The sequence below is a fragment of the Apibacter sp. B2912 genome, from assembly GCF_009827835.1.
Lineage (GTDB): Bacteria > Bacteroidota > Bacteroidia > Flavobacteriales > Weeksellaceae > Apibacter.
Window position 1 is genome coordinate 40,899 of sequence record NZ_WINV01000001.1, and the last position, 17,011, is coordinate 57,909.

The 17,011-nt window shown below is 26.3% G+C and carries 12 protein-coding genes and 3 tRNA genes; 3 read left to right on the forward strand and 12 right to left on the reverse strand.

The annotated features are described in order from the left end of the window. Nucleotides 1-154 precede the first annotated feature (154 nt). Nucleotides 155-1,063 (forward strand): nuclear transport factor 2 family protein, encoded by a 909-nt coding sequence (locus tag GFV01_RS00200; RefSeq protein WP_221411104.1) that lies wholly within the window; start codon nt 155-157, stop codon nt 1,061-1,063. Between the two features lie 122 nt (nt 1,064-1,185). On the opposite strand, the gene GFV01_RS00205 is transcribed toward GFV01_RS00200, so the two are convergent. The 9 genes from GFV01_RS00205 to GFV01_RS00245 all read right to left on the reverse strand — a co-directional run bounded on the left by GFV01_RS00205 (nt 1,186) and on the right by GFV01_RS00245 (nt 13,899). Continuing rightward, nucleotides 1,186-2,919, reverse strand: a complete 1,734-nt coding sequence (locus tag GFV01_RS00205; protein WP_160563944.1) for a T9SS type A sorting domain-containing protein — start codon at nt 2,917-2,919, stop codon at nt 1,186-1,188. A gap of 333 nt (nt 2,920-3,252) precedes the next feature. Next, nucleotides 3,253-5,037 (reverse strand): leucine-rich repeat domain-containing protein, encoded by a 1,785-nt coding sequence (locus tag GFV01_RS00210; RefSeq protein ID WP_160563946.1) that lies wholly within the window; start codon nt 5,035-5,037, stop codon nt 3,253-3,255. Nucleotides 5,038-5,258: 221 nt separating this feature from the next. Then, on the reverse strand, nt 5,259-6,863 hold the full coding sequence (locus GFV01_RS00215) for a T9SS type A sorting domain-containing protein (protein ID WP_160563948.1): 1,605 nt from the start codon (nt 6,861-6,863) through the stop codon (nt 5,259-5,261). A gap of 299 nt (nt 6,864-7,162) precedes the next feature. Beyond that, complete coding sequence (locus tag GFV01_RS00220; RefSeq protein ID WP_160563950.1) at nt 7,163-8,821, reverse strand: leucine-rich repeat domain-containing protein; 1,659 nt, start codon at nt 8,819-8,821, stop codon at nt 7,163-7,165. Between the two features lie 217 nt (nt 8,822-9,038). Continuing rightward, nucleotides 9,039-10,823: a T9SS type A sorting domain-containing protein gene (locus GFV01_RS00225; RefSeq protein WP_160563952.1), complete on the reverse strand. Its 1,785-nt coding sequence runs from the start codon at nt 10,821-10,823 to the stop codon at nt 9,039-9,041. Nucleotides 10,824-11,044: 221 nt separating this feature from the next. After that, complete coding sequence (locus tag GFV01_RS00230; RefSeq protein ID WP_160563954.1) at nt 11,045-12,766, reverse strand: T9SS type A sorting domain-containing protein; 1,722 nt, start codon at nt 12,764-12,766, stop codon at nt 11,045-11,047. Between the two features lie 829 nt (nt 12,767-13,595). Next, nucleotides 13,596-13,668: transfer RNA gene (locus tag GFV01_RS00235), tRNA-Lys, on the reverse strand. Between the two features lie 46 nt (nt 13,669-13,714). After that, nucleotides 13,715-13,787, reverse strand: a tRNA-Lys gene (locus GFV01_RS00240). A gap of 39 nt (nt 13,788-13,826) precedes the next feature. Beyond that, a tRNA-Lys gene (locus GFV01_RS00245) sits at nt 13,827-13,899 on the reverse strand. Nucleotides 13,900-14,013: 114 nt separating this feature from the next. On the opposite strand from GFV01_RS00245, the gene GFV01_RS00250 reads away from it, so the two are divergent. Beyond that, complete coding sequence (locus GFV01_RS00250) at nt 14,014-14,532, forward strand: shikimate kinase (protein WP_160563956.1); 519 nt, start codon at nt 14,014-14,016, stop codon at nt 14,530-14,532. A gap of 13 nt (nt 14,533-14,545) precedes the next feature. Here GFV01_RS00250 and GFV01_RS00255 read toward each other — a convergent pair whose 3' ends face one another. After that, nucleotides 14,546-14,923 carry an RNA-binding S4 domain-containing protein gene (locus tag GFV01_RS00255; protein ID WP_160563958.1) on the reverse strand — a complete coding sequence of 126 codons (378 nt, stop codon included), beginning with the start codon at nt 14,921-14,923 and terminating at the stop codon, nt 14,546-14,548. Nucleotides 14,924-14,995: 72 nt separating this feature from the next. Between GFV01_RS00255 and GFV01_RS00260 the strand changes: the two genes are divergently transcribed. Continuing rightward, on the forward strand, nt 14,996-15,694 hold the full coding sequence (locus GFV01_RS00260) for a hypothetical protein (RefSeq protein WP_160563960.1): 699 nt from the start codon (nt 14,996-14,998) through the stop codon (nt 15,692-15,694). A 95-nt stretch (nt 15,695-15,789) separates the two neighbouring features. On the opposite strand, the gene GFV01_RS00265 is transcribed toward GFV01_RS00260, so the two are convergent. Together GFV01_RS00265 and GFV01_RS00270 are read right to left on the reverse strand one after the other, a co-directional pair. Further along, nucleotides 15,790-15,927, reverse strand: coding sequence for a hypothetical protein (locus tag GFV01_RS00265; protein ID WP_160563962.1), 138 nt, complete (start codon nt 15,925-15,927; stop codon nt 15,790-15,792). A 169-nt stretch (nt 15,928-16,096) separates the two neighbouring features. Further along, nucleotides 16,097-16,657 (reverse strand): 1-acyl-sn-glycerol-3-phosphate acyltransferase, encoded by a 561-nt coding sequence (locus GFV01_RS00270; RefSeq protein ID WP_160563964.1) that lies wholly within the window; start codon nt 16,655-16,657, stop codon nt 16,097-16,099. Nucleotides 16,658-17,011: the final 354 nt, after the last annotated feature.

Below are 17,011 nucleotides of genomic sequence, written 5' to 3' on the forward strand. Positions count from 1 at the left end.
TATCATTACACTCATAAAATCCACACTTACCTTTACACGAATAAAATTCTTACAACAGTTGAAAAACACTGAATACGCCTGTTTTTATAAACATAATAAATTAAAAATACCAATAAGTGAATTGATGAATAATAAATAATAAATTTTTAATAATATGAAAAAAATAAGTTATCTAGTAGCGGTTGTCGGAATAGCTTTGTTGGCAGTTTCTTGCAACCAAACTAAAAATGAACCCGTTGAAGCTACGGATCAAACAAACACTGAAAAGGTAGAAGATCCTGCCACAGAAAACAAAGAACCTTCTAATAAAGAAAAAGTTAGGGAGTTACTTTCTTCATTTAGTACAGGAAATGAAGAACCGTTGAAATACATTAATCCGAATAAATATATTCAACACAATTTGGAAGCGGCTGACGGTGTTGAAGGGTTTAAGACCCTTGTGAAAAGTTTATCAGCCTCTAAACCGAGTGTTAACATTGTACGTATGTTGAGTGACGGGGATTATGTTGTTGCCCAAACGGAATATGGGTATAAAACTCCAACCGTTGGATTTGATATTTTCCGTTTTGAAAACGGATTAATTGTAGAACATTGGGACAATTTACAAGCTGAAAAACCGAAAAATCCAAGCGGACATACATTGATAGATGGTGATACTACTATCAAAGAAACCGATGAGGCCGGATTGAAAGCAAACAAAGCAGTAGCCGAAGGTTTTGTAACGGATGTATTGATGGGTAAAAATCCTTCCAACTTGGAAAATTATTTTAACGGAAATAATTACATTCAACACCACCCACTCATTGGTGACGGGTTAGACGGATTAAAAGCCGGCTTAGAGAAATTGAATAAAATGGGACTTACTTTCAAATATACTCAAATTCATAAAATTCTAGGAGAAGGAAATTTTGTATTAGTAGTTTCTGAAGGCGTTATGGCCAATAAACCCACTTCATTCTATGATTTATTCAGAATTGAAAATGGCAAAATTGCTGAACATTGGGATATTGTGGAAACCATACCTGCAAATGCTGAACATAAAAATAAAAACGGTAAATTCTAAATTTATTCATTGAGTAAAAAGGATTTTAAACAATAGTATAAGTTATCTATTATATAGTTTTAAATAATATTTCAAAATAAAAAAACCTGCATCAAGTGCAGGTTTTTTTACATTTTTGTAAATTATTTTTTTATGATTTTTTTAGTAACTATACCTTGATCGGTTGTAAGTGTTACTATATAAATTCCGGGATCCAGGTCTTGCACATTTATTTCGTTATTTTTAAGCGATGGAAAAGTTTTTACTAATTTTCCAGAATAATTATACACATCAATAGATAAAGTTTTAAAAGGTGATGTGATCTTTACAATATCAACAACCGGATTAGGATATATTAAAACTGATTCAGCCAAATTTTTTGAAGGATTTTCTGATTTAATTTCTTCAATAGCAAACGCATTCGTATTATTTTCAACAAATCTTGCTGAATTGGCTATGGTTACTTCGTACCTTAAATTTAGATCGGGAATTAAATCATTTTTCATTTCACAAATCAATGTTTTTCCTGCATTTTTTCGATTTGCATAAAACTTACCTCTACTTCCATTCACTTTTACCTCTTTTTTGGTGGCTTTATCATACCAAACATAGGTTGTTTTCTTTCCTCGAATATTATATTCAGAAGAAAGATCCAATATATCTAAGTAACCCTTTGTACCTCCCTGTAGAGTTGATTGTGGATTAAATGCGACAATTGCTACTTTAGCGTAATCACCTTTAAGGGTTGAAATTTTAAATTGATTATCATATGCAACTAATATAAATAATTTATTAGCCGTAATGTCTAACGAGCTTAATTGATTATACGCACAAACGAGATCACTTAATTTACTATTTTTAGATGTATTTAAAGAAGTAAGCTTATTATCATAACAATATAAGTCTACCAGCTCAGTATTATTGAGTACGTCTAATGTAGCTAGCTTATTTTCATAACAATATAATTTTTCCAAAGAAATAGCATTGGATACATTTAAATTTTTAAGTTCATTTTTAGAACAATCTAAATATTTAAGTTTTTTATTCGATACATCTAAAGTAATTAGTTTATTTTCAAAACAATTTAATCTATTTAATTTAAGATTATTTGATAAATCCAACGATGTTAATTTATTATTAGAACATTCTAATTGTTCTAATTCCGCATTTTTTGATAAATCTAAAGTGGTAAGTTGATTATTAGAACAATACAAACTTACTAATTCCACATTTTTTGATAAATCTAAAGTGGTAAATTGATTATTAGAACAATTCAAACTTACTAAATTAACATTTTTTGACAAGTCCAAATTATTTAATGAATTTTCGCTACAATCTAAAAATTTTAAGTTAATATTCTTAGATACATCTAATGAAGCTGAATAATTTTCTTTAAAAACTAATCTTGTTAACTTTAAATTTTTAGATAAATCAATTGAGGTTAATTGTGTTGAGTTTATAGATAATTCTTTTAAATTTCTAAAGTATTTCCCATCAAATTCTCCGTAAAATTTAGTTCCAATTAAATGTCTGTAATTACTTAAATCTAAAAAAGTCAAAACTTTAATACCATTTTTGTCTTCCCACCCAAATCTGTTAAAAAATTTTAAGAGAATGGAGTGAGGTTTACCATTTATGGCATCAACCATATCTTTCCAGGTCAACCCTAACTGTTCATAATTCCATTTGTTATCCTCTTCAGAATATTGCATTAAAAAATTCAAAATTCCTAAAACATCCCTTGGATCATAAACAGAGATTTTTGAAACATCAAAATTACTTACTAAATAATGTCTTTTTTCCAAAACAGGATCTTTAGCCAGCATTGTTACGCTTAATAAGGCACATAACAACATAAAAAATAAATTTTTTTTCATAATATTATTATTTTATAAATTTTAATATGCTAATATATCAATAATTATTTAAAAAATTAGTTATTAAAAATAAAATATTTTTTATTTGTAGATTCTAACATGGATCCCGTTTAATTTTTGAGAATCAATTATTTCCATGATTATCTATAGAATATGGCACAGCTAATTTTTAGCAAAAAAACATACGTAATAAGCAGGGAATTATATAAGCAATTGAACTATAAACTTTATTTTAAATCGGTCTTTAATGAAGTGTTTTTTTAATATCTAATTTTACCAACTTATAAATAAAAAAACCTGCACTTTATGCAGGTTTTTTTACACTTTTCTAATTTATTTTTTTATGATTTTCTTTGTTACTATACCTTGATCGGTTATAAGATTCACGATATAAATTCCCGCAGGTAAATCTTGTAAATCCAATTCATTATTTATTACCCTTGGATATCTTTTAACTTCTTTACCTGCATAATTGTAAACACTTGCCGATGTTACATTTGCTGTAGTATTTATTTTTAATATATCTATTACCGGATTAGGAAATAGTTGTATCGATTCTGTTTCATTTTTTTGAGGACCTACCCATACAAATCCTTCCGATATATTTTCATTTATATTTCTTGATGCAAATGATACGGTATTTTTTATCGTTACTTCATATTCTAAAACAAAGTTTGGAAATAATTCATTTTTCATCTTACAGATCAAAGTTTTGCCTGCATTTTCCGGACCGGCATAAAATTTACCTTTTAGCGCATAGACGCCGACTTCTTGTTGAGTTGTTTTATCATACCAGGTATAGGTAGTATATTTTCCATCAATATTATATTCTGAAGATAAATTTAACACTTCAAAAATTCCTTTATCTCCTCCTTGAAGCGTTGCTTGTGGGTTTAATTTTAAAGATTTAATTGTAAGAAAATTTCCTTTTAAAGTGGATAATTTTAAATTATTATTAATTCCATTTAATTCACTTATCTTATTTATTTTCGGAATTAACAATTGAGCTATCTTATTATTACTACAATTTAAGTATGTTAAATTAATATTTTTAGAGACATCTAAATTTGTTAATTGATTGTAATCACAACCTAAATGTATTAAATTTACATTTTTAGACATATCAAATACTTTTAGTTTATTGGAATAACAATATAATGTTATTAAATTAATATTTTTAGACACATCCAAGGTGGTTAATTGATTGTTATAACAATTTAAATTTGTTAAATTAACACTTTTAGACACATCCAAGGTGGTTAATTGATTCGAAAAACACCATAAAGCATTCAAATTAACATTTTTAGACACATCCAAGGTGATTAATTGATTGTAATCACAACCTAAATATATTAAATTAACATTTTTAGACATATCCAATGCTTTTAGTTTATTGCGACTACAATATAATTCTTTCAAATTAACATTTTTAGACACATCCAAAGTTGCTAATTGATTGTTATCACAACTTAAATTTGTTAAATTAACATTTTTTGATACATCCAATGTGGTTAATTCATTCAAAATACATTCTAAATACTTCAAATTAACATTATTTGATACATTCAAGGTTGTCAATTGATTCCAATAACATCGTAAATTAGTTAAATTAACATTTTTAGATACATCTATAGTTTTTAATGGATTCATGGAACAATTTAATTCTGTTAGATTAACATTTTTAGATAAATCTATAGCTTTCAATCGATTGTCATAACAATTTAAATATTCTAAGTTCTTAAAATATCTTCCATCAAAAACTCCATTAAATTTCCTGGAACTTAAATTTAATTTAGTTAAAACTTTAATATTATTGCTAGCTTTCCAACCAAATATCCAGGATAATTTTGTAAAAATAACCTCCGGATTTTCATTAATAGCCTTAGCCATTTCTTCCCAGGTTAACCCCGCCAGTTCATAATTCCATTTTTTTTCACTTTCCGAATATTGCATAAAAAAATTCAATATTCCATATACATCCATCGCGTCATAATTAGTGGTAGTGGATGCTACAAAATGTTCTCTCAAGTAATTTTCTTGTTTGGAAATATCTATTGTTGCCAACAGTGGTGTTGCTGTAAAACACCACAATAAAATAAAAAGTAGATTTTTTTTCATAACATTTTTTTATTTTTTATTATTTACATATGCTAATTTAATATATTTATTTTTATTTTAACCTTATTTAAAAATAAATAGTTAATTATTTATTTTATAAATTATTTTAAATAATTCTATTTTTAATTAAAAAATTTTATAGTTTTCAACATCTAACCCATTATTTTTCTTATAAAAAAAACCTGCTAAATAGCAGGTTTTTTACTTTATTTTTGTTTAACTTATTTTTTTATAATTTTTTTGGATAGTCTTCCTATTTCGGTATCTATATTCACGATATAAATTCCTGCAGGTAAATCTTGTAAATCCAATTCGTTATTTATTACCTTTGGATATCTTTTAACTTCTTTTCCTGCATAATTGTAAACACTTGCTGATGTTACTTTTGCTGCTGTACTTATTTTTAATATATCTATTACCGGATTAGGAAATAGTTGTATCGATTCTGTTTCATTTTCTTGCCCTCCTATGAGTTTAAAATTTTCCGGTATGAAGGTTGTTAAACTTTTGGCAGAAAAAGGTAAAATTTTTTGTATAGTTACTTCATATTCTAATTTAAAATATAAGAATATGGAACCACCTCTCATCTTACAAATCAATGTTTTTCCAGCATTTTTCGTACCTGCTATAAATCGCCCTTTATATGCATACATAGTTACCGGCAAACCGGTTGCTTTATCATACCATAAATAATATGTTTGCATCCCATTTTTAGATTTGAATTCCGAAGATAAATCTATGATCTCATAAAAACCTTTACTCCCTCCTTGTATTGTTTCCTGAGGTTCCACATAAGCATTTACTAAGTTTTTACTATTTATATTTAAAGTTGAAAATTTCAAAAAATTATGAGAACAAGATAATTGAAATACATCCATTGCTACATCAAGACTCGTTAGCTTATTATAGGAACAATTTAAAACATGCAATTTAGGATTCTTTGATAGATCTAATTTAGTCAATTGATTATTATGACCGTATAAAACTTCTAATTTTGAATTATTAGATAAATCTAAAGCTGAAATACTATTATTGTAACAATCTAATCTATATAATTCAAAATTCTTTGATACATCAATTTCAGTAAGCAGGTTTTTAGCACATAACAGATGTTGCAAGTATGAACAAACGGATACATCTATAGTTGTTAATTGATTTGCATCACATGCTAAAAATTTTAGATATTTTGAGTTTGATAAGTTTAATTGGGTAAGTTTATTTTCTTCACAGAACAGATTTACTAAATTTATATTATTAGATACATCTAATATAGACAAATTGTTATTTCTACAATATATTTCATATAAACTAATATTTTTAGATAGATCTAATGTATTAATTTGATTATTTGAACAATATAAATATTTAAGAAATATATTCTTTGTTAGATCTAAGGATTCTATTTTATTGTCATTAATATGTAATTTTTTTAAATATCTAAAATTTCTACCACTAAATTTTCCGACAAGTTTCCTATCTTCAAAACCATTAAAATCAATTTCAGTTAAAACATTAAGACCCTCTTCCTTTTCCCATTTCAACCTTGAAGATAATTTATCAATCAAAACTTCGGGTCTACCCATTAAAGTGTTATAAATATCTTTCCAGGTCAACTCGAGTATCTCATAATTCCATTTTTTTGTTTCTTCAGAATATTGCATTAGAAAATTTAATAATCCATAGACATCTCTTGGGTTATATTTTGAAATAAATGAGACCACATTGTTATTTACATTGTAATCTTTTTTATCCAGAATTAATTTTTTAGCCGGCATATTGGCACTTACAAACATGAACGCCAAAATAAATAATAGATTTCTTTTCATACTATTAATATTATATATTTTTATGCTAATATAACATATTTAATTAAATATATTATATTTTAAAAAAAATATTTTACATTTTTTTCTCATAAACTATTACCATACAAAAATCTTTTATAGATTTCTTAATCAAGAAAATGCGTTGATAAACATAAAAGATAAACAGCAATATATACGAATTATAACAGATATTTCTTTTTAACGAAGTGGTTTTGTATACAGTCTTTAGTTGTAAATAATTAATTCTATACTTACATAAAAAAAACCTGCTCTTAAGCAGGTTCTTTAATTATTATAATTTACTTTTTAATAATTTTCTTAGAAAGTATTCCCTGATCGGTTGTAAGGTTTACGATATAATTTCCCGCAGGTAAATCTTGTAAATCCAATTCATTATTTATTACCCTTGGATATCTTTTAACTTCTTTTCCTGAATAATTGTAAACACTTGCTGATGTTACCTTAGCTGCAGTATTTATTTTTAATACATCTATTACCGGATTTGGAAATAGTTGTATTGATTCTGATTCATTTTTTTGAGGGCCTACCCATACAAATCCTTCCGGTATGTTTTCATTTATATTTCTTGATGCAAATGATACGGTATTTTTAATCTTTACCTCATATTCTAAAACAAAATTTGGAATTAATTCATTTTTCATCTTACAGATCAAAGTTTTACCCGCATTTTCCGGACCGGCATAAAATTTACCTTTTAGTGCATAAGCGCCGATTTCTTGTTGAGTTGTTTTATCATACCAGGTATAGGTGGTATATTTTCCATCAATACTATATTCTGATGATAAATCCAACACTTCAAAAATTCCTTTAACTCCTCCTTGAAGCGTTGCTTGCGGACTTAATTTTAAAGATTTAATTGTAAGAAAATTCCCTTTTAAAGTGGATAACTTTAAATTGTTATAGTACCCATCTAAATAACTTATCTTATGAACTTTCGGAATAAGCAATTGAGCTATCTTATTGTTATAAAAATATAAATATATTAAATTAACATTTTTAGATACATCCAAAGTTGTTAATTTATTGGAATAACAATTTAAATATGTTAAATTAACATTTTTAGAGATATCCAAGGTTGTTAATTGATTGGAATAACAAGTAAAATATATTAAATTAACATTTTTAGAGATATCCAAGGTTGTTAACTGATTGGAACCACAATATAAATTATTCAAATTAACATTTTTAGAGACATCTAAGGTCCTTAATTGATTGTCATTACATTCTAAATATGTTAAATTAACATTTTTAGAGACATCTATAGTTGTTAATTGATTCAAATGACATTGCAACTGAGTTAAATTAACATTTTTAGACACATCCAAGGCTTTTAGCTTATTGGAATTACAAGATAATACTTGTAAATTAACATTTTTAGAGACATCCAAGGCAGTTAATTGATTCGAATAACAATATAATTCTTTCAAATTAACATTTTTAGAGACATCTATAGTTGTTAATTGATTCGAATAACAAAATAAATATTTCAAATTAACATTTTTAGAGACATCTATAGTTGTTAATTGATTATTTGAACAGTATAAATTTTCCAAGTTCTTAAAATATCTTCCATCAAAAACTCTATTAAATTTTTTGTTGGTTAAGTTTAATCGAGTTAAAACTTTAAAATTATTGCTAATTTTCCATGTAAATACTCCGGATAATTTTGTAAAAATAACCTCCGGATCTCCGTTAATAGCCTTAGCCATTTCTTCCCAGGTTAACCCCTCCAGTTCATAATTCCATTTTTTTTCACTTTCCGAATATTGCATAAAAAAATTCAATATTCCATATACATCCATCGCATCATAATTGGTGGTGGTGGATGCTACAAAATGTTCTCTCAAGTAATTTTCTTGTTTAGAAATATCAACGGTTGCCAACAGTGGTGTGGTTATAAAACACCACAATAAAATAAAAAGTAGATTTTTTTTCATAACATTTTTTTATTTATAAATATTAATTATGCTAATTTAATATATTTATTTTTATTTTAACCTTATTCAAGAAAAAAATATTTAAATTTTATTCTATAAATTATTTAAATAATTCTATTTTCAATAAAAAAATTTTATCACCTTTAATTTATATGAGCTATTTTCTCATAAAAAAAACCTGCTAAAAAGCAAGTTTTTTACTTTATTTTTGTTTAAATTATTTTTTTATAATTTTTTTGGATAATGCCCCTATTTCGGTATCTATATTTACTATATAATTTCCCGCCGGTAAATCTTGTAAATCCAATTCATTATTTATTATCCTTGGATATCTTTTAACTTCTTTTCCAGCATAATTGTAAACACTCACTGATGTTACTTTTGCTGCTGTATTTATTTTTAATATATCTATTACCGGATTTGGTGTTAGTTGTATTGATTCTGTTTCACTTTTTTGTGGACCCACCCATACAAATCCTTCCGGTATGTTTTCATTTATATTTCTTGAAGCAAATGATACGGTATTTTTTATCGTTACTTCATATTCTAAAACAAAGTCTGGAATTAATTCATTTTTCATTTTACAAATTAAAGTTTTGCCTGCATTTTCCGGACCGGCATAAAATTTACCTTTTAGCGCAAAGACACCGACTTCTTGTTGAGTTGTTTTATCATACCAGGTATAGGTGGTATATTTTCCATCAATAGCATATTCTGATGATAAATCTATCAATTCAAAAATACCTTTAGCCCCTCCTTGAAGCGTTGCTTGTGGGGTTAATGTTATAGATTTAATTGTTAGATAATTCCCTTCTAAAGTGGATAATTTTAAATTGTTATTTATTCCACTTAATTCATTTATCTTATGAACTTTCGGAATAAGCAATTGGGCTATCTTATTATCACTAAAATATAAGTATAGTAGATTAACATTTTTAGAGACATCCAAGGTTGTTAAATGATTGGAATAACAATTTAATGTGGTTAAATTAACATTTTTAGAGACATCTAAGGTGGTTAATTGGTTCAAATTACAATGTAATGTTATTAAATTAACATTTTTAGTGACATCCAAAGTTGTTAATTGATTGGAATAACAATATAAATCTGTCAAATTAACATTTTTAGAGACATCTAAGGCTTTTAGCTTATTGGAATAACAATCTAAAAATGTTAGTTTACTATTTTTAGAGACATCTAAGGTTGTTAATTGATTGAAATTACAATTTAAACTATACAAATTAACATTTTTAGATATATCCAAGGTTGTTAATTGATTCGAAAAACACTTTAAAACTAATAAATTAACATTTTTAGATACATCCAAGGTTGTTAGTTGATTTGAATAAATATTTAAAAGCATTAAATTAACATTTTTAGATACATCCAAGGCTTTTAGCTTATTGGAATAACCATATAATTCTTTCAAATTAACGTTTTTAGAGATATCCAAGGTTGTTAATTGATTGGAAGAACAATTTAAATATGTTAAATCAAGATTTTTAGAGATATCCAAGGTTGTTAATTGATTCGAATTACAATATAAACCTTTCAAATTAACATTTTTAGTTACATCTATAGTAGTTAATCGATTGCCAGTACAATATAATGTTTCTAAGTTCTTAAAATAATTGCCATTGAAAACTCCATTATAATTTTTGTAGTTTAAATTTAATTGAGTTAAAACTTTTAAACCATTGATATTTTTCCAACCAAATTTACCGGATAATTTTGTAAAAATAACCTCCGGATTACCATTAATAGCTTTAGCCATTTCTTCCCAGGTTAACCCCGCCAGTTCATAATTCCATTTTTTTTCACTTTCCGAATATTGCATAAAAAAATTCAATATTCCATATACATCCATCGCATCATAATTGGTGGTTGTGGATGCTACAAAATGTTCTCTCAAGTAATTTTCTTGTTTAGAAATATCAATTGTTGCCAACAGTGGTGTTGCAATAAAACACCACAATAAAATAAAAAGTAGATTTTTTTTCATAACATTTTTTTATTTTTTATTATTTATATATGCTAATTTAATGTATTTATTTTAATTTTAACCTTATTTAAAAATAAATATTTAATTATTTATTCTATAAATTATTTTAAATAATTCTATTTTTAATAAAAAAATTTATCGCTTTCAATATCTAACGCAATATTTTTCTTATAAAAAAAACCTGCTATACATAGCAGGTTTTTATTCTTTTATTTTTTATATTATTTTTTTACGATTTTTTTGGATACAAACCCTTGATCTGTTTTAAATATTATAAAATAAGCTCCAGCAATGAGATCTTCTAAATTTATTATGTTATTATTAATAATTGGTATTCTTTTTACTTTTTTACCGGAAAAATTATATATATCTGCGGATTGAACTTTAGATGATGTATTAATTTTAAGGTTGTCTATAAAAGGATTGGGAGAAACATGGAAAGAATTTAATAAATCTTCATTTACTCCTACCATTTTGAAACCTTCAGGTATAGAAGCATTCATATTTTTAGCTGTAAGAATCATAGAATTTGAAATTGTAACTTCATATTCCTGTTTAAATCCGGGAATAAAATCATTTTCCATATAACAAATTAAAGTTCTACCAATATTTTCGGGTCCGGCATAAAACATACCGTTAGATGCAAAAATATTCACTTTTTTATTAGTTGCTCTATCTAACCATACAAATGAGGTTTTTTTACCATTAATTATATATTCAGAGGATAGATCAATTAATTCTAGAAAACCTTTCGTTCCTCCTTTTATTATGGATTGCGGATTTATATAATTATCTTTAATTTTAAGAAAATTTCCTTGTAAAGTGGAAAATTTGAGTTGATTGTAATAAGCATATAAAAGATCTAAATTTGAGTTATTAGATATATTTAATGAAGTTAACTGATTGTAATGACAATAAAGATTTCTTAATTTACTATTCTTAGATACATCTAACTTGGATAACTGATTGGAAGAACAATATAACGTAATTAAATTAACATTATAAGTTACATCTAAGTCATTTAACCGGTTATTATAAATTATTAATTCTTTAAGATTTTCATTATTGGTTACATCTATGGATTTTATCTGATTATTATAGCATAACAAATTCTCTAATTTAATGTTTTTCGTAACATTTAATGTAGTTAATTTATTATATGCGCAACTTAATTTAATTAAACTTGAATTATAGTATACATTTACATTAGATAATTGATTATTACTGCAACTTAATTCTTTTAAATTAAAATTTCTATAAACATCTAAATTATTCAGGAAATTATTATCGCAAGATAAAACAGTCAAATTCACATTTTTAAATACATCTATTGTATTCAATTTATTATTATTACAATTCAATTCTTTTAAATAATAATTTTTCGTTAGATCCAAATTTTCTAATAAATTTTTTGAACAATTTAAATAAACTAAATTAGTATTTTTGGTAATATTCAGTTTATTTATTAAATTATTAGAACAATTAAGCTCTTTTAATTTATTATTACTCGTTAAGATTAGATCATTAAATTTATTAGATGAGCAAGATAAATATTCTAAATTCTTAAAATATTTCCCTTCAAAAACTCCGCTAAATGATTTACTATTTAAATTTAATTTTTGTAAAACTTTACTATTATTTATTTCTTTCCATGTAAATAAATAAGATAATTTACTTAAAACATTATCCGGACTACCATAAATAGCTTCCGACATTTCGTTCCAACTTAAGCCAACCAATTCATAATTCCATTTTTTGGATAGATCCGAATATTGCATAAGAAAAGTCATGATCCCAAAGACATCCATGGAATCATAATTTGAGTTAGCGGAAGCTACTAAGCTTTTTTTTAATTGAATTTCTTGTTCAGGTTGATGATCTAAAGCGAAAACTCGTGAGCTGATAAAGATTCCGACTAAAACAATAAGTACATTTTTTTTCATATTATTATTTTTATTTTAAAAATTTAAAATGCGAATATAAAATATTTTTACTACAATATACATTGTTACAGAATAAATTTAAGCATATTATTAAATTTTAAATTGTGTTAAATTAATTTTTATCACGGTTTATTGTTCAATTATTTTATATTCTTTATTAAATAATTTATAATTTTTATTAATAACTTATTATTTTACCAATGAAATTCTTATTTGAATTAAAATTAATACGCAAATGAAGCAAAAGAATACGCTTTATATTTTTATCAGAATAATATTTTTGATATAATAAAATTATATAGTTAAATTATTATTTTATCTTATCGCATATTTATATAGAAATTCATATAAATAACTATCCATCCAATTTTTTATTTTATATAATCATAAAAACACTATATTTTAGGAATTTCTCTATAAAATAATTTACAATTAACTTTTTAAAACTTAAGTTTTGCAATAATGAAAAAACACCATTATATATGAAATCCTCTATAAATATGTAATTAATTTTATTTTTTATACCATTACACCAAAAAGTAAATCATTTTGAATTTATAATTTAATTGGTTGAATTATCAACACTATTCAGATATTTACTTTGAAAATTTTAAAAAATATAAGTTTATGGCTTAAATTAAAGTTTTCGTAATTTTAAAAATAAAAATATGCAATCAAGGTTCAAGTTTTGATCATAACCTTAAATAAATATGAAGAAATGCTTATAAATTAGCAAGGCATATACGAAAAAAAAGGAGATGTTTATGATTTGTTTACGTACGCGAAATAAAAAGAGCTACAAAAAATTTGTAACTCATTGATTTTTAAGTGACCCCGGAGAGGCTCGAACTCTCGACCCATTGATTAAGAGTCAATTGCTCTACCAACTGAGCTACGGAGTCATAAACAAGAAAAGCTTGAGAATCTCAAGCGCGAATTTTCAAAATGTGACCTGGCTGGGGCTCGAACCCAGGACCCCAACATTAAAAGTGTTGTGCTCTACCAACTGAGCTACCAGGTCTCCCTAAATGTATATATAATCTATTCTTTGAATAGATTGTGACCTGGCTGGGGCTCGAACCCAGGACCCCAACATTAAAAGTGTTGTGCTCTACCAACTGAGCTACCAGGTCTTTATTTAGTGTTTGCTAAGCATTTTCGTTTAGCGAGTGCAAATATAATGACTTTTTTTGGGTATGCAAATATATTTGATAAAAAAATATGATATTTGTAAAAAATCTGAACGTATGATTATTTCTTTATTGGGTTATATGGGAAGTGGAAAATCTACTGTTGGCAAATATCTTGCGAAATCTCTCAACATAACATTTATTGATTTAGATGAGTATATTTCAGTTCAAGAAAATAAGTCCATTCAAGAAATTTTTTCCATCCATGGAGAAATTTATTTTCGTAAAAAAGAAAATTTTTATCTGAATGAATTATTAAATGGTGACAATATAGTGTTGAGTTTAGGAGGAGGTACTCCCATTTATCATCGCAACATGGATAAGATCAAAGAAAAAAGCTTCTCGTTCTATTTAAAAATGAATGCTTCGGAATTGGCAAAAAGGTTAAGTAAAGAAAAAGAACACCGCCCTCTTATTGCTCATTTAGAAGACGAATCTTTACCGGAATTTATTGCCAAGCATTTATTTGAACGTTCAACATTTTATGAGTCGGCAGCTTATAAGATAGCGGTTAACCAAAAAACTCCGGAAGAAATAAGCAATGAAATCATTACCGTACTAAAAAATACTAAATAAACTTTTAGTGTATTTATTCATCATCCCATTCCAGAGTATAATCGTCTAACTCTCTCCTATCCTTTTTGGTGGGCCTGCCTAACCCTTTTTGTCTATAATAGTTTTGCATTTGTGTTCTTGATTTCATCATTTCAATCTGTTCAGGATCTGTCAGGTCTTTAATATATAAAGGAACCAGTTTTGCTCCTACCCGATTGGGAGGAATTTGTATAACTTGGATCGTATAGTCAATCTGATTTTTTCTAATTTTATATGTTTCACCAACTAATATTTCTTTTGAAGGCTTCAAGGGAGCATCATCTAAAAATACTCGATTTTTCTTACATTCTTCGGTGGCAATTGCCCGCGTTTTATAGAAACGCACACACCATAAAAATTTATCTATTCTCATTGGTTGAAAAAATTGGTCTTTAAAATTAAATTTAATCGTAAATTAGCAACTAAATTAACATATTTTATTTACATGATTAAAAAATCCCTTTTAGCCGCCTGTATCTTTTCACTTTTATTTTTTGTTTCGTGTGGGAGCGATGATAATAATGCCTCAATCTTATCCGTTGATGAGCAAAATACAGCTGATGATATGGCTATTGTTAATTTTTTAAATAACTATTATTTTGATGAGCTTGGGAAAGTAACCAAATTTTCTGATACGGTTACTCCAACTGATAAAGAGCCTTTGAGTAAAAATGCAATAAAATCTCCTTTAGGATACTGGGTCGTTAAAAATCCGAAGGCAGATAAGGGCATAAACACCTCCAATATAGCTGACGGTAAAAACAATATACTTATTCATTATTCATTAAAATATTTTGTTGCTACTGAAGGAGGTAATGGATATTCAACCTTGAATACTTCATCAAGCACAATTGATAATTCAGGGGTTGCACAAGAAGACCCTTTCTTTTACAAAAAGCCCAAAAACGATACAATTCAAAGTGAAAACTATTATGTGATTAAAGGTATTGTTGACGGTTTAAAGGATTTTAAGCCAACTAATAAATCTAAAAATGACCTTTACCATGTATTACAAGGTTTAATTATCGTGCCTTCTCGATTGGCATACGGTAGAGAATCCAATTATATAAACAGTAAAGATGCAACGTTCATTTTAAATTTTGAATTGTATAAAGTCTGTCCTCAAGATCAAACATGTAATTAAATTTATATATTGTTTGAATGTATCGTTCAGACAATCGTATAATTATTGTTATCAACAATTAAGCTCTGTTGATTATTGATAGGGACAGTTCTATGTTATCCTCTAAACATCATATAGATTTGCTGCACAAAATCAGTAAAAGGTTCTTCTATATAATGCGGAAGTACATAGAAATTAATGACTTTTAATGCGGTGCAATTATCCAGATTATGAGTATTATTACGATCATCCATAACGTTGATATATGTTATATATCCATCAAAATTGCAGGCAATATTTATAAACAAAATTTTCTTGCCTGAAATCTGATTTTTACAAATAAAATCTTAAAGTTGCCGGCTTGTTTCGGCAATATAAGAAGTCAAAAAATATTTTTATACCTAAGAATTTAGATAATCTAATTTAATAAATTTTAGGATTATAGTTTTCAGGAAATTTAGCCATTTCCGGTTTATAAAAGTCTTCTATTTGGTCAAATATCTCTTCAATCGTTTGATTGCCAATATAAATTAATTTGGAAACACCGGTTACTTTGTTTTTATAATCGGCATAGGCTAGAGCAATAGGAACGTTCGCTTGCTTAGCTATATAGTAAAAACCTTTTTTCCATTGTAAGGCACGGGAGCGAGTGGCTTCCGGAGTATTTATTAAAGCCATCGAATCAGAATTTTTAATTAGTTCCGATGAATACTGAACCAAATTATTCCATTGACTTCGATCGACTCCTAAACATCCGAGTGCTTTGAAAAAGAATCCATACCATGGCTTGGTATAAGCATCTTTAATCATTACTTTATAAGGACTTTTTAAACACCAAAAACTGGCTAAACAATAATATAAATCCCAATTCGAGGTATGGGGAGCACAAATTAATACGCATTTTCTTAATTCATTAACAGGCACTTCATTTTTAAATTTCCATCCCATTACTAACAGCATTAACCTTCCTAGTAATTTTTTCATAATTTGATTACTTATTAAAAATAATTAAAAAGTTCAGTTAATTTACATTAACTGAACTTTTCACATGTATATAATTTTCTAATTAACTGAACATTGACATTATGTAATCCATAATAACTAACACCATCTTAAAGAGAATTTGTACCATGATCTTTTTATTTTTTTTCTGAATTAATTAAAACACTAAACTTTAAAAAAGTTATATTCAGGTGCACTACATACAGTTATAAAAACCTGAGCTTTAATTATCAGAATCTCTATTATATATGAACGCCCTAAATTTTTTGCTAAATTAAAAATTTTCTTTGAATTTAACTCAAATTATTAAATTAATTATTAATACTTTATCGAATT

Bases quoted from the DNA above. Each gene is read 5' to 3' on its own strand.
- GFV01_RS00200 (WP_221411104.1), top strand. From the start codon at position 155: ATGAAAAAAATAAGTTATCTAGTAGCGGTTGTCGGAATAGCTTTGTTG.
- GFV01_RS00205 (WP_160563944.1), bottom strand. From the start codon at position 2,919: ATGAAAAAAAATTTATTTTTTATGTTGTTATGTGCCTTATTAAGCGTA.
- GFV01_RS00210 (WP_160563946.1), bottom strand. From the start codon at position 5,037: ATGAAAAAAAATCTACTTTTTATTTTATTGTGGTGTTTTACAGCAACA.
- GFV01_RS00215 (WP_160563948.1), bottom strand. From the start codon at position 6,863: ATGAAAAGAAATCTATTATTTATTTTGGCGTTCATGTTTGTAAGTGCC.
- GFV01_RS00220 (WP_160563950.1), bottom strand. From the start codon at position 8,821: ATGAAAAAAAATCTACTTTTTATTTTATTGTGGTGTTTTATAACCACA.
- GFV01_RS00225 (WP_160563952.1), bottom strand. From the start codon at position 10,823: ATGAAAAAAAATCTACTTTTTATTTTATTGTGGTGTTTTATTGCAACA.
- GFV01_RS00230 (WP_160563954.1), bottom strand. From the start codon at position 12,766: ATGAAAAAAAATGTACTTATTGTTTTAGTCGGAATCTTTATCAGCTCA.
- GFV01_RS00250 (WP_160563956.1), top strand. From the start codon at position 14,014: ATGATTATTTCTTTATTGGGTTATATGGGAAGTGGAAAATCTACTGTT.
- GFV01_RS00255 (WP_160563958.1), bottom strand. From the start codon at position 14,923: ATGAGAATAGATAAATTTTTATGGTGTGTGCGTTTCTATAAAACGCGG.
- GFV01_RS00260 (WP_160563960.1), top strand. From the start codon at position 14,996: ATGATTAAAAAATCCCTTTTAGCCGCCTGTATCTTTTCACTTTTATTT.
- GFV01_RS00265 (WP_160563962.1), bottom strand. From the start codon at position 15,927: ATGGATGATCGTAATAATACTCATAATCTGGATAATTGCACCGCATTA.
- GFV01_RS00270 (WP_160563964.1), bottom strand. From the start codon at position 16,657: ATGAAAAAATTACTAGGAAGGTTAATGCTGTTAGTAATGGGATGGAAA.